The organism is Pseudoalteromonas sp. NZS127 (assembly GCF_015864805.1).
Lineage (GTDB): Bacteria > Pseudomonadota > Gammaproteobacteria > Enterobacterales > Alteromonadaceae > Pseudoalteromonas > Pseudoalteromonas nigrifaciens.
Genome location: NZ_JADYWN010000033.1, coordinates 1 through 14,137, shown reverse-complemented (window position 1 = coordinate 14,137; position 14,137 = coordinate 1). Strand labels below are relative to the sequence as shown.

At 40.1% G+C, this 14,137-nt stretch carries 13 protein-coding genes and 1 rRNA gene; 9 read left to right on the top strand and 5 right to left on the bottom strand.

Going from position 1 to position 14,137, the window contains the following annotated elements; all coding sequences use genetic code 11:
- Positions 1–436 precede the first annotated feature (436 nt).
- The 3 genes from I6E78_RS18020 to rph are packed head-to-tail and all read right to left on the bottom strand — an operon-like array spanning position 437 to position 2,249.
- Positions 437–817 (bottom strand): diacylglycerol kinase, encoded by a 381-nt coding sequence (locus I6E78_RS18020; protein WP_011329424.1) that lies wholly within the window; start codon positions 815–817, stop codon positions 437–439.
- Positions 818–872: 55 nt separating this feature from the next.
- Positions 873–1,517 (bottom strand): orotate phosphoribosyltransferase, encoded by a 645-nt coding sequence (gene pyrE, locus I6E78_RS18015; RefSeq protein ID WP_089368835.1) that lies wholly within the window; start codon positions 1,515–1,517, stop codon positions 873–875.
- A gap of 18 nt (positions 1,518–1,535) precedes the next feature.
- Positions 1,536–2,249 carry a ribonuclease PH gene (gene rph / locus I6E78_RS18010; RefSeq protein WP_011329426.1) on the bottom strand — a complete coding sequence of 238 codons (714 nt, stop codon included), beginning with the start codon at positions 2,247–2,249 and terminating at the stop codon, positions 1,536–1,538.
- A 163-nt stretch (positions 2,250–2,412) separates the two neighbouring features.
- Here rph and I6E78_RS18005 point away from each other — a divergent pair, with 163 nt between their 5' ends.
- The 6 genes from I6E78_RS18005 (at position 2,413) to I6E78_RS17980 (ending at position 8,814) form a co-directional block, all read left to right on the top strand.
- Positions 2,413–3,273, top strand: coding sequence for a YicC/YloC family endoribonuclease (locus I6E78_RS18005; RefSeq protein ID WP_011329427.1), 861 nt, complete (start codon positions 2,413–2,415; stop codon positions 3,271–3,273).
- Between the two features lie 116 nt (positions 3,274–3,389).
- Positions 3,390–4,010 carry a guanylate kinase gene (gene gmk, locus I6E78_RS18000; protein WP_011329428.1) on the top strand — a complete coding sequence of 207 codons (621 nt, stop codon included), beginning with the start codon at positions 3,390–3,392 and terminating at the stop codon, positions 4,008–4,010.
- 125 nt (positions 4,011–4,135) lie between these two features.
- Positions 4,136–4,411, top strand: coding sequence for a DNA-directed RNA polymerase subunit omega (gene rpoZ, locus I6E78_RS17995; RefSeq protein WP_011329429.1), 276 nt, complete (start codon positions 4,136–4,138; stop codon positions 4,409–4,411).
- 128 nt (positions 4,412–4,539) lie between these two features.
- Positions 4,540–6,648: a bifunctional GTP diphosphokinase/guanosine-3',5'-bis pyrophosphate 3'-pyrophosphohydrolase gene (gene spoT / locus I6E78_RS17990; protein ID WP_011329430.1), complete on the top strand. Its 2,109-nt coding sequence runs from the start codon at positions 4,540–4,542 to the stop codon at positions 6,646–6,648.
- Between the two features lie 12 nt (positions 6,649–6,660).
- Positions 6,661–7,053, top strand: a complete 393-nt coding sequence (locus I6E78_RS17985) for a RidA family protein (RefSeq protein ID WP_011329431.1) — start codon at positions 6,661–6,663, stop codon at positions 7,051–7,053.
- 153 nt (positions 7,054–7,206) lie between these two features.
- The gene (locus I6E78_RS17980) at positions 7,207–8,814 is read left to right on the top strand and encodes a DUF342 domain-containing protein (RefSeq protein ID WP_011329432.1); all 1,608 of its coding nucleotides are present in this window, start codon (positions 7,207–7,209) and stop codon (positions 8,812–8,814) included.
- A 102-nt stretch (positions 8,815–8,916) separates the two neighbouring features.
- Here I6E78_RS17980 and asnA read toward each other — a convergent pair whose 3' ends face one another.
- Complete coding sequence (asnA, locus tag I6E78_RS17975; RefSeq protein WP_182679192.1) at positions 8,917–9,912, bottom strand: aspartate--ammonia ligase; 996 nt, start codon at positions 9,910–9,912, stop codon at positions 8,917–8,919.
- Between the two features lie 191 nt (positions 9,913–10,103).
- On the opposite strand from asnA, the gene asnC reads away from it, so the two are divergent.
- From asnC to recG, 3 genes are read left to right on the top strand one after another with little or no spacing between them, the layout of a single operon-like run.
- Positions 10,104–10,562 (top strand): transcriptional regulator AsnC, encoded by a 459-nt coding sequence (gene asnC, locus I6E78_RS17970; RefSeq protein ID WP_011329434.1) that lies wholly within the window; start codon positions 10,104–10,106, stop codon positions 10,560–10,562.
- Between the two features lie 40 nt (positions 10,563–10,602).
- Positions 10,603–11,289: a tRNA (guanosine(18)-2'-O)-methyltransferase TrmH gene (gene trmH / locus I6E78_RS17965; protein WP_182679190.1), complete on the top strand. Its 687-nt coding sequence runs from the start codon at positions 10,603–10,605 to the stop codon at positions 11,287–11,289.
- A gap of 60 nt (positions 11,290–11,349) precedes the next feature.
- Positions 11,350–13,431 (top strand): ATP-dependent DNA helicase RecG, encoded by a 2,082-nt coding sequence (gene recG / locus I6E78_RS17960; protein WP_182679188.1) that lies wholly within the window; start codon positions 11,350–11,352, stop codon positions 13,429–13,431.
- 392 nt (positions 13,432–13,823) lie between these two features.
- On the opposite strand, the gene rrf is transcribed toward recG, so the two are convergent.
- Positions 13,824–13,938: ribosomal RNA gene (gene rrf, locus I6E78_RS17955) — 5S ribosomal RNA — on the bottom strand.
- Positions 13,939–14,137 lie beyond the last annotated feature (199 nt).

Below are 14,137 nucleotides of genomic sequence, written 5' to 3'. Positions count from 1 at the left end.
AGACTCTAATTTGTTTGCCTTACTTAGCGAACTAAGCTTGGCTGTTAGAACTCAATCTGTACGAGTGCCCACACAGATGATTGCTTTATATTGTTAAAGAACGTTTTGAGTCGCTTTAGCGCCTCAAGGGATGCGTATAATACATCCTTTATTTTTCGAGTCAATACTTTGTTTTAAACTTTCTTTCGACAATTTAAAACCGAAGTTTTATTTAACTCTCTGAGTAGTTCGCGTCTCGCTATGCTTCGGCGTTTCCCTTCTCAGTGGGGTCGCATTATAGGGAGATCCGAAAACAGATCAACTGTTTTTTAAAGAAAACTTGAAATAAACTGCTGTTCGCTGAGTATTTGAGCTAAACACGTTAAAAATACAACATAACTAGCAAGCTATTAACAACTAAAGATATTTTTATACCTTCTCATATTTAAAAGTAGGGTTAAACGATCTTTATATAAAGGCTAATGCCCCAGATGATCACGACGATCGACAATGCAAGTGTTACTGCTGCAGATCCCATATCTTTGGCTCTACCTGATAATACATGCCGCTCTGTGCTTACCCGATCGGTTAGGGCTTCAATTGCGGAGTTTAATAATTCGACTATAAGCATAATCAGTAGCGTACTAACAAGTAGTGCCCAATGAAGTAATGACGAAGCTAACCAAAATGATAGTGGTAACAAAATAATGCATAGGAGTAGCTCTTGTCTAAATGCGACTTCTTCTTTAAACGCGGCTTTAAAGCCAAGGTACGAACAATAGCTTGCTTTAAAAACACGCTTGAGACCGAGGCCATTTGGTTTTAATACATCTTTCATTAATAAACTCTATAAATGAAGGTCAAAATAAAGCCCCGCATTGCGAGGCTTTTATTTACGCTACACCATATTGGTCGCGGTAAGCTTTAACTGAGGCTAAATGCTGATCCATAGTCCCTTGGGTTTCAAGGTAACTAATTAGATCTGCTAGTTTTACAATAGAGATGACTTTGGTATTAAAGTCTCGTTCAACTTCTTGAATAGCTGATAACTCGGCTTTACCTTTTTCTTGGCGATCAAGGGCGATCAATACACCACTTAGATCTGCGCCATTCTCTGCGATAATTTCCATCGACTCACGAATAGCAGTGCCGGCGGTGATCACATCATCCACTAGCATGATTTTACCTTTAAGTTCAGAGCCTACTAATGTGCCACCCTCACCGTGTGCTTTTTTCTCTTTACGATTAAAACAATAAGGTACATCTTTATTGTAATGATCTGCTAAAGCAACTGCGGTTGTCGTTGCAATAGGAATACCTTTATAAGCAGGGCCAAATAATACATCGTACTCAATGGCGGCATCTTCTAATGCTGCAGCATAAAAACGGCCTAAACGCGCTAAATCTCGTCCTGTATTAAATAAACCAGCATTAAAAAAGTACGGGCTAGTGCGGCCTGACTTTAAAGTAAATTCACCAAACTTTAATACCTGCTTTTCTAAAGCGAACTCAATAAACTCTATTTGATAATCTTTCATATACAGTGATCCTTTGCGTTATGCTAATGCTTGCTTTTGTACGTCGATAATTTCACGAATAGAGTGCTTAGCTAATGTAAGTAACTCATCGAGTTCGTCGAACGAAAACGGTTCACCTTCGGCAGTTCCTTGAATTTCGATAATTTTGCCGGTTTCGGTCAGAATGACGTTCATATCGGTTTCTGCTGCTGAATCTTCTATGTACTCTAGATCACTAATGGCTTGGCCTTTATAGATACCTACCGAAATTGCTGCAATCATGTATTTAAGTGGGTTTGAATTGATCATCCCTTTAGCACGCATATGCGTAAGTGCGTCAACTAATGCAACACAGGCACCACTAATAGATGCGGTACGTGTTCCGCCATCAGCTTGAATAACATCGCAATCAATAGTAATAGTGTTTTCGCCAAGCGCTTTTAAATCAACAGCAGCACGAAGTGCACGCGCAATTAAGCGTTGAATTTCCATAGTACGACCGCCCTGCTTTCCACGCGCCGCTTCACGGGCATTACGTGTGTGCGTTGCACGCGGTAACATACCGTATTCTGCATTGATCCAACCTTTACCTTGGCCTTTCATAAAACGAGGTACACCCGATTCAACTGTAGCAGTACAAAGCACCTTAGTATTACCAAACTCAACAAGTACTGAGCCTTCAGCATGCAAAGTATAATTACGTGTAAATGTAACAGGTCTAATTTGGTTAGCTGTTCTTTCGCTTGGACGCATTCACGATCCCCTTAATTCAGAATTTGCGACATTATAAGTGCATGTCGGTGTAGATGCCATGCTGATTGTAAAATATTCAGTCTATTAAATTTTCCCTAGAGCTTAAGCAGTGTTACGGTATAATCATTGTAATATTGTATTTATTAATTTTAGGAAACTATCCATGATCCACAGTATGACTGCTTACGCGCGTCGCGAAATAAAAGGCGATTGGGGCACCGGCACTTGGGAAGTTCGTTCAGTGAACCAGCGCTACCTTGAAACATTTATTCGTGCACCAGAGCAATTTCGTGGCATGGAGCCTGTAATTCGTGAGCGCTTACGTAAACATTTACAACGCGGTAAAGTTGAAGTTTTCTTAAAGTTTGTAGCAAACCCTGCGCATGTTGGCGAGCTGTCAATTAATGAAGCACTTGCAGAGCAGCTAATAAATAGTGCTAAGTGGGTACAACAACACAGTGATGGTGACATTAACCCAGTTGATATACTACGCTGGCCTGGTGTTATGGAAGCACAAGAGCTTGATATGGATAGTGTAAATACTGCTCTTATTGCAGGCTTTGACCAAGTAGTAGAAGATTTTAAATCTGCACGTGGTGATGAAGGTGAAAACCTACAAGAGATGATAGCTACTCGCCTTGAAGCTATTTTAGAGCAAGTAGCTATTGTAGAAACGCACATGCCTGAAATTGCCAAATGGCAGCGCGAAAAGTTAGCGCAAAAACTCGAAGATTTAACGGCTAATATTGACGAATCACGCCTTGAACAAGAGCTTATTTATTTAGCCCAAAAACAAGATGTGGCTGAAGAATTAGATCGCTTAAAGTCGCATGTTAAAGAAACCAAAAAAATTCTTACAAAAGGCGGGGCATGTGGTCGTCGTTTAGACTTTATGATGCAAGAGTTTAACCGCGAAGCAAACACATTAGCATCTAAGTCTATCAATAGTGACATTACTACTGCCGCTGTAGAGCTAAAAGTGCTGATTGAGCAAATGCGTGAGCAGATCCAAAATATTGAGTAATGCTTTAATGTTCAAGCCTTAAAATTGAGCACTAAGAGTTAATTAAAGTGCAATAGTGTTATTAAAGGCTTGAGTTATTTATAACTCAAGCCTATTTATTTTAGATAGAGAAAAACATGGCTCAAACTCGCGGAAACTTATTTATTTTATCGGCACCATCGGGAGCGGGTAAATCAAGCTTAATAAATGCGTTATTGAAAAAGCATACGGATATGAAGGTATCTGTATCACACACGACTCGCGCTAAACGACCTGGTGAAGAGAATGGTGTACATTACCATTTTGTATCAACCGATGAATTTAAAGCACTCATAACTAAAGATGACTTTTTTGAATGGGCGCAAGTGTTTGATAACTACTATGGCACTTCAAAACAAGCTATTGAGTCGCAACTAGATGCTGGTATTGATGTGTTTTTAGATATTGATTGGCAGGGTGCGCAGCAAGTGCGTAAAATTATGCCTAGTGTACAAACTATTTTTATTTTACCGCCTTCAAAGGCAGAGCTAGAGCAACGTTTGAATAACCGCGGCCAAGACTCGCAAGAAATTATTGCTGGGCGTATGGCACAAGCGCAATCAGAAACGTCACATTACAACGAATACGACTTTGTAATTGTTAATGATGACTTTGATACTGCACTAACCGACATAGAAACAATTGTTATGGCGCAGCGTTTAACATTAAAAATGCAAAGCGTTCGTCATCAAAGTTTACTAAATAGCTTACTTAAATAATGTAAGCTTTGCTTATATTGCTATTAAGCAAGTAAAACAGATAAAAATTAACCACTGGCTATTGGCGAAACAGGCTGCTTGCAGTAAACTACGCCTTTGCTTTTAAATTATTTTGGAGTGCTGAGATGGCCCGCGTAACAGTTGAAGATGCAGTAGATGCAATTGGTAATCGTTTTGACTTAATTTTAGTTGCGGCCCGTCGTGCCCGTCAAATTGCTGTTGGTGGTAAAAGACCACTAGTAGACCCTGAAAACGACAAGCCTACGGTAATTGCTTTACGTGAAATTGAATTAGGTTTGGTAGATAGCTCATCAATGGACGTTATTGATCGTGAAGAGCAACAACATCAAGAAGCAGCTGAATTAGCTGCTGTTGCTGCTATTGTTGGTGGCAACCAATAATCGACCTCCCGGTCTGATTTTAGCCAACGGCGCAGTATTTCTTCACTAGCCGTTGGCAATCCTGTCTTTTCATCGTATATTCTTAACTTACCGTTTCCTATTTGCTTCACAAGAACATTGGAGTGTGAATGTATCTTTTTGAAGGTCTTAAAAAGAAAATCTCAGAATACTTGCCAGCCGCCGACGTTGAGCTGGTGCAAAAAGCCTATGTGGTAGCCCGAGAGGCCCATGAAGGACAAACTCGTTCAAGTGGCGAGCCCTACATAACTCATCCTGTTGAAGTAAGCCAAATTCTTGCAAGTATGCATCTTGACCATGAAACACTTATGGCTGCGTTGATGCATGATGTTATTGAAGATACTAATTTTAGCCAGCAAGACTTAGCTGAAATTTTTGGTGATACTGTTGCTGAATTAGTTGAAGGGGTAAGTAAGCTCGATAAACTTAGCTTTAAAGATAAAAAAGAATTCCAAGCTGAGAATTACCGCAAAATGATTATGGCAATGACCCAAGATATTCGGGTTATTTTAATCAAGCTTGCCGATCGTACGCACAATATGCGCACATTAGGCTCACTACGCCCTGATAAGCGCCGCCGTATTGCCCGCGAAACATTAGAAATTTATGCGCCAATAGCCAATCGTTTAGGTATTCATGATATTAAAAATGAGCTAGAAGACTTAGGTTTTCAGGCTTTATATCCGATGCGTCATCGTGCACTTAAATCTGAAGTAGCTAAAGCACGAGGTAATCGCAAGGAAGTTATTTCTAACATTCAAAACGAAATAGAAATGCGTCTTGAGCAATCAGGAATAAAGGCAACTGTGTCTGGCCGCGAAAAGCATATTTATAGCATTTATAAAAAAATGCTTAATAAAGAGCTGCTATTTAATGAAGTAATGGATATTTATGCGTTTAGAATCGCGGTTGAATCTATGGATATCTGTTATCGCGTTTTAGGCGTAGCGCATAATTTATATAAACCAATTGAAACTCGCTTTAAAGATTATATTGCCGTGCCAAAAACAAATGGCTACCAGTCTTTACATACCTCTTTGGTGGGTCCGCATGGGATTCCGGTTGAAATTCAGATCCGTACCCATGACATGGATCATATGGCAGATAAAGGGGTCGCTGCACATTGGATGTATAAAAAAGCAAATGATGGTGGCGCTGGAAGTACTGCACAGCAACGTGCACGCCAATGGATGCAAAGCCTGTTAGAGTTACAGCAAAGCGCTGGCTCGTCATTTGAGTTTGTTGAAAATGTAAAAACTGAATTATTCCCTGAAGAAATTTACGTATTTACACCTGATGGTCGTATTATTGAGCTACCTATGGGCGCAACAGCGGTTGATTTTGCTTATGCGGTGCATACTGACGTGGGCCACACTTGTGTTGGCGCACGTGTTAATCGCAAACCTTACCCGTTGAGTAAACCAATTGATACAGGGCAAACGATAGAAATAATTACCAGCTCTGGCGCTCACCCTAATGCAACTTGGCTAAACTTTATTGTTACAGGTAAAGCGCGCTTAGGGGTTCGTAATTACCTTAAAAGCCAGCATCACGAAGAAGCACTCCTTTTAGGCCGACGTTTACTCGATTCTGCATTGGGTGAAAGTAAGCTCGACAGTATTGCCCAAGAAAATATCGACAGAGTACTTAAAGAGCATGAGCTCACTACAGTACAAGCGTTATTAGTTGAGATTGGTTCTGGAAATTTAATGAGTATGCTAATTGCAAAACGTTTATTGCAAAACGAGGATGGTGATGTAGCCAATATTGCCAAGCAAGCTAAGGCAACCATTATTGGTACTGAAGGCATGCTGGTTAACTATTCTAAATGCTGCCGCCCTGTTCCTGGTGATGCTATTACTGCACACATCAGCCAAGGTAAAGGACTAACAGTTCATCGCCAAGAATGTAAAAACATTCGTGGGTGGGAAAATGATCGCTCTAAATACTTAGTGGTTAAATGGGATGACAACCCTGAAAAAGAATATATTGCGGCTTTACGTGTTGAAATTATTAACCACCAAGGTGCACTCGCTAAGTTAACTAATGTGGTTGCGACAACACAAGCTAATATTGTAGAAATTGCCACCGATGAAAAAGAAAGTAATTTATACGTGATAGATTTAGGGATTACCGTTAAAAACCGTATCCATGTTGCTAATATTATGCGTCGCATTCGTGTGATGCCTGATGTGCAAAAGGTCTATCGTAAAAAGTAAAATAGGAAACACATGAATAAAGCATTTATCTCTACCGACAAAGCACCTGCTGCAATTGGCACTTATAGCCAAGCAGTTAAAGTAGGCACTGCTGTTTATTTATCTGGTCAAATACCCTTAGTACCTGAGACGATGGAAGTCATATCAGAAGACTTTGCGCAGCAAACACACCAAGTATTTAAAAATATTGCTGCGGTATGTGAAGAAGCAGGTGGTCAAATTCAAGACTTAGTAAAAGTGAATATTTACCTTACCGACTTATCTAACTTTGCAATAGTTAACGAAGTAATGAGCCAATACTTTAAAAAACCATACCCTGCCCGTGCAGCTATTGGTGTAAGAGCTTTACCTAAAAATGTACAAGTTGAAATTGATGGAATTATGGAGTTACCTTCAACTAACTAATTTATTCTAAGAGCTATAGCCAAAGCTATAGCTCTTATTCTGCTACTTCCTGCGCATTATTACCCTCAATTCTTGACTCAAAAGTAAATTTCTAGCACTCTATTATTCTGTCATATAAACAAACTTAACTTTGATAGTAAAAAGGATTAACTCGTGTTTAAGCTTGCTCATAATGGAAATGTATTACTTGATATCGGTAAGCACTCGCCCCCTTCAGCCGCTTTTATAATTGAAGCACTAGAAGAGTCGAATTTTTGTGATTGTAAAATAGATTATGACTCTATAAATAACTTTTTTAAAAGTAAAAACCCTGAGCCTATCTTAGTAGTAGCAACTAAACACGATGCAATATTAAGCGTGACTATTAGTGATGACAAAATGCTCGCTATTGGCGAATTAACACTAGCTCAAGGCGGTAATGTTCTTAGTTTAGATGATGCAAAAATGCAGCTGGTAAAAGCGCGAGTAGCAAGAGGTTATAAACAAGCTTTTTTAGAAAAACTCCTGCAAAAACAATTTGAAATGCCTGCCGGAAGCTCAACTAAAGGCATTTTGGCTAAAGGCAGATTACCTATTGATGGCCAAGATACTAAATTTAATACTTTAGTAAAAACCCTTAAAGATCGTCTAAAAACACCAAAACTAAAAGATGATGGCAGTGTTGATATGCGCGACTTTGGTAAATTAGCCAGTGTAAGCCCCGGCGAAACACTTATTCGCCAGCAACCAGCCACGCCAGGTAAAGAAGGGTTTAATGTACTTGGCGACTTACTCCCAGCTAAATCAGGCGAGATACTTTCTTTAGTTTCTGGTGAAGGCACTGAAATATCAAAATCTAACCCACTTGAACTTGTCTCTACTATTGCTGGTGTACCGGTTGAAATAAATAATGGCATGCGTGTTGATGATATTTTTACCATATCGGAAGTTACAGTAAAAAGTGGTCATATTGATTTTAATGGCAGCGTTATTGTTAGTGGCAACATTGAGCCAGGTATGCGAGTAAAGGCTAAAGGCGATATTACTATTTTTGGTACTGTTGAGTCTGCACAGTTAACAGCCGATGGTAACATTACCGTAAAACAAGGGATTATTGGCCATTATAAACCTGAAGATAAATCACTCTCTTGCACGCTCAACTGTAAAGGTGACATCTATATTTCACATGCACAATATAGCTACCTTGAAGCAACTAATATACTCATTGAACGCCAAGCAAGTCACTGCTCAATAAAGGCTGTTAATCTACTACAAGTTGGTCAAGCAGAGCTCCCCAAGGGTAGACTGTTTGGCGGAGAAGTGCTAAATGCAACAACCCTTATTGCTGGGGAAATAGGCAATGAATCGGGGGCAAAAATGGTCATTAACTTAGCTGCATCGGGGGCCGAAATCACTGCTGATACCGATAATTGCTTTCAAGACTTAGCAAATACCGATAAACAACTTGATACCTTACAAGCCGCATTAGAAAAAGCCGATTTACTTAAGGATATAGAAAAAAAGAATATGCTTATTGGGAAAATTGGCGCGACTCAACAGCATTACTGCCAACAAGCCGAGCAGTTAGAAAAGCGCTTATCAAACCTAGAAAATAATTTACATGATTTATTGAATAATGCCAATTTAGCAGTTAACAGTGTTTTACATTCAGGTGTAGTGATACATATTTTTGATAAAGTACTCAAAACAACGCGAACTTATCCTCCGTGTAGTGTAAAGCTACAAAATAATAAAATTGAGGTAGAATTTAAAACGCATTAAAAATGAGTGCTTTTGAAGCACTCATTAAATCAACCTACTTAACTAAGGGGCTATTTAAATTTGTTAAATTGCCCAAGCAGTTATGCTAATTGGCCTTATTATTTATAACAAGCCATCAAATGCAGCATGAGTTTGTTGCGGCCATGCACTCACTTGTACTTGGCCAATATGTGGTTTTTGTAATAACAACATAACAAGACGAGATTGACCAATACCACCACCAATTGTTTGCGGAAATTTATTTTGTATTAATGCCTTATGCCAATCAAACTCTAAACGGTCTTCGTCACTCGTCATACTTAATTGTTTTTGCAACACATCTGGACTAACGCGGATCCCCATAGAAGATAGCTCAAATGCGTCTTCTAATAATGGGTTCCACACTAAAATATCACCATTTAATCCTGCGTATTTGTCACAGGTTGGCGTTGACCAGTCATCGTAGTCTGGTGCTCTTACATCATGAATTTTACCATCACTCAATTTACCACCAATGCCAATTAAAAATACCGCCCCGTACTCTTGTGCAATCGCTTTTTCTCGTTGCTTAGCACTAAAATCTGGGTACATTTCTCGCAGCTCTTCGCTATGTACAAATGTAATACTGCTTGGCAAAAATGGCGTAATACCAAATTTATCGCTAACAAATTGTTCCGTTTTTTTAATACCGGTATAGATTGCTTCAACTGTTTGTTTAAGTATCGTTAGTGTGCGCTCGCTATCTTGGCAGATCACCTTTTCCCAATCCCATTGATCAACATATACTGAGTGAATAGGACTCAACGAGTCTTCATCTGGGCGTAACGCCTTCATTTGTGTATAAATGCCTTCACCATGAGAAAAGCTATGATCTCCTAATGTTTTACGTTTCCACTTTGCAAGTGAGTGCACTACTTCGTAACGGCTATCTGGAATAGCTTTTATATTTACAGCTACCGCATTTTCATGGCCACTTAAGTTGTCTTGAGTGCCATCGCCCACTCGAGCAAGTATAGGAGCTTGTACTTCTATTAATCCTAATTGCTGCTCTAGTTGCTGTGAAAAAAAATGCTTAACTTGACTTATTTGCTGCTGCTGCTGCACATAAAGTGAACTCATAATAATTGGCCTCATTCCCAGTTATTGTACTTTCGTAACTCATTGCGTCTTAAATAACGCTTCAATATGGTTATCGTAACAATTTAATTATTTAATTCAATAACCCACAATAAAAATAGCTTTAATATATTAAAAGCATCAATTAAATGCTATAAAACATTAAGATTCAACAACCAAAGAGTGTAAAGGTAATGGAAAATTATCAAATCGATAATCTCGATAAACAGATTCTGCATGCATTAATGGCCAATGCACGCACACCCTACGCAGAATTAGCAAAACGTTTTAATGTGAGTGCCGGCACAATTCATGTTCGTATTGAAAAAATGAAGCAAGCGGGGATCATCACAGGAACTCAGTTAACTATCAGCACCAAGCAGCTGGGCTATGACGTGTGCTGTTTTATTGGGATTAATTTAAATAGTGCACGCGACTATCCGCAAACCTTAATTAAACTCGAAGCACTAGAGGAAGTTGTTGAAGCTTATTACACCACTGGTAACTACAGTATTTTTATCAAAGTAATGACTCGCTCAATCGATCATCTGCAAGATGTACTGATAAATAAAATACAAGCAATTGAAGCTATTCAATCAACAGAAACTCTTATATCGCTACAAAACCCAATTAGCCGCACAGTAATGCCTTAACACTAAAAATCTCGTATAATTACTGAAAAAGAGGATAATCATGCAGCAAACTCGCTATCAAAGAATCGCAGACGTACTTTCGCGCCGACAAACTGACCTAACAGTGTGTTTAGAGGACGTGCATAAACACCATAACCTTTCCGCTATCGTAAGAAGTGCAGACGCCGTAGGTTGTCATCACGTGCATGCCGTATGGCCAGAAAATCAAAAATGGCTTACTAATAATACCTCTGGTGGTAGTAAAAACTGGCTGGAAACACATTTACATAAAAATATTGACGATGCGACAACGGCTATGCGTGCTCGTAATCCCGATATACAAATACTCGCGACTCACTTATCAACCGATGCCGTTGATTTTAGAGAAATAGACTATACTAAGCCAACCGCCATTATTGTCGGCCAAGAAAAAACAGGGATCTCAGAGCAAGCTTTAAAACACGCTGATCAAAACATTATTATACCCATGCAAGGGATGGTGCAATCACTTAATGTATCCGTTGCAGCTGCATTAATACTCTTTGAAGCTCAACGTCAGCGCGAACTTGCAGGGCTTTATAATCGCAATATGCTGAGTGATGAAATTAAACATCCCATTTATTTTGAAGGGTGTCACCCTATTATTGCTCGGCAATGTAAGCTAAAAAAGCTTCCCTACCCACCACTCGATGAGCACGGTGAAATAGTGGCTGATGAACAGTTTTGGCAAGCTTTAAAACATGCTTGATGCCACGTCGCACTATAAGTACACTTAACTCACTTACAAATAATAAGATTTGAGCCCACCTTGTCTAAACCTAGCTTAAGCCAATACCCAATAACAGAACTCAAAGGCGTTGGCCCTAAAATGGCCGAGCGATTGCTAAAGCTAGGTATTTCTACAGTACAAGACATGCTGTTTCATTTACCTCTTCGCTATGAAGACCGCACCCGGCTTTATACTATAAACGAGCTTTCATTACACAGCCATGTAAGCGTGGAAGCAACAATTGAAACAAGCCAGATCACCTTTGGTAAAAGGCGCATGCTAGTTTGCCAAATAAACGATGGCACCGGCAGACTTACACTACGATTTTTTAATTTTACCGCGGCACAAAAAAATGCCCTCAGTGCAGGAAAAATAATACGTTGTTTTGGTGAAGTTCGCCGTGGCCGTGTAGGCTTTGAAATGAGTCATCCGGAATATAGCATAAGCGACACACCCAATGAGCAGCCTACGGCTACAACGCTTACTCCGGTTTACTCAACCACTGAAGGTTTAAAGCAATTATCAATTAGAGCACTTAGCGATCAAGCTATTAATCTATTGCAAAAATATTCAGTAGAGGAGTTGCTTCCAGCGCAATGGCAACCTTCTAATTTAGGGCTAAGTGATGCCTTACTATTATTACATCGCCCGCCTAACGACATAGACGTAATTGCACTTGAACAAGGTACTCATCCGGCTCAGCAGCGGCTCGTTTTTGAAGAGCTACTAGCGCAAAATCTCAGCTTGTTAAAAATACGCCAACAAGGGCAACAAGTTAAAGCTGTCAGCTTAAATCCTAACAACGCATTAGAAAGCCAATTTTTAGCGCAACTCCCTTTTGATCCAACCAATGCACAAAGTCGTGTAGTCACCGAAATTAAAGGTGATTTACAACAGCCTTACCCTATGATGCGTTTAGTACAAGGCGATGTTGGCTCAGGTAAAACATTAGTAGCAGCATTAAGTGCATTGACTGCTATAGCACAAGGTTTTCAGGCAGCTTTAATGGCTCCTACCGAAATTCTCTCCGAGCAGCATGGGATTAACTTTAATAACTGGTTTAACCAATTAGGTATTACAGTTGCCTGGCTTGGAGGTAAAACTAAAGGTAGAGAACGTGTAGCTACACTTGAAAAAATAGCCTCCGGTGAGGCGCAAATGATCGTCGGCACCCATGCGTTATTTCAAGACGAGGTGAAATTTCATAATCTCGTGCTTATTATTATCGATGAACAACATCGTTTTGGTGTTCATCAACGATTATCACTGCGTGAAAAAGGCCGCTTTGGCGACTGTTACCCACATCAACTAGTCATGACAGCAACACCTATACCTCGCACACTTGCAATGACCGCTTACGCCGATTTAGAGACCTCTGTAATAGATGAATTACCACCGGGTCGAACACCCATAACAACAGTGGCATTACCAGACACTCGTCGAGGCGATATTATCAAGCGCGTTAAATTAGCCTGCCATGAGCAAGGCAGGCAAGTTTATTGGGTATGCACGCTCATTGATGAATCAGAAGTGCTGCAATGCCAAGCCGCCGAAGATAGCGCGCAGCAATTAAAAGAAGCCTTACCAGAGCTAAACGTAAGCCTTATACATGGACGGATGAAAGCTGCAGAAAAACAAGCCATTATGAGTGAGTTTAAAGCTGGTAATATTCATGTTTTAGTCGCAACCACAGTCATTGAAGTAGGAGTGGATGTACCTAATGCCAGTTTGATTATTATAGAAAACCCTGAGCGTTTAGGTTTAGCACAATTACACCAACTACGTGGTCGAGTAGGGCGTGGAGCTACCGCTTCGCATTGTGTACTTTTATACCATGCACCTCTCTCACATACAGCACAAAAGCGTCTGGGCGTGTTAAGAGATAGTAACGATGGTTTTGTTATAGCTGAGCGAGACTTAGAGATCCGCGGCCCTGGTGAAGTGCTCGGCACTAAACAAACCGGTTTAGCTGAATTTAAAATTGCCGATCTAACCCGCGACAAACACACTTTAAATCAAGTCAGGCCAATAGCGCAGCAAATGCTAATACAGCACCCAAAACAAGTAGATGCACTTATAAGTAGATGGCTTGGTAATAAATCCAACTACGCACTAGCTTAAAACTGCGCTCTTTCACAATATTGAGACTACCCCTAGTACTTTCCAGCTTAAATTACACTTTTCTGCAGACGTAAAAAAGCCCGATTATTTTCAATCGGGCTTTCTCGATTTGGGGTCGGCGCGCTACTTCGTAGCGACAACGCAGTAGAATGTCGTGGTGCCCACAGCAGTGGAGAGCCACAGTGCAAATGCTACACACTCTTTGTGTCGGGGCGGCCTTCCGCGGGGCTCGCCTTCGAGCTGTTTTGTTTGATATAGAGGAATACAAATGCCGTAGAGCACAGGATGTGCAGGAGCAGCCACTACTGAGTTCGCATGGGTTTTTGGCTATTTATTAAATTCCAGACGTAAAAAAGCCCGACTATTTCTAGTCGGGCTTTCTACAATTTGGAGCCTGGCAATGTCCTACTTTCACATAGCAAATGCTACACTATCATCGGCGCTGTTTCGTTTCACTACTGAGTTCGGCATGGGGTCAGGTGGGTCCAAAACGCTATTGTTACCAAGCAAATTAGGGCGTTAATTCGTATCACTACAAATTAACTGAATTTGGAAAATATCTGATAATATTTTTTAAGTCTTTACGTAAATATCTACTTTAGCAATATTAACTTCTTGCTTGAACTGTCACATAAAACGCGTTTGGCGTTGTATGGTTAAGCCTCACGGGTAATTAGTACAAGTTAGCTTAATGCCTCACAGCACT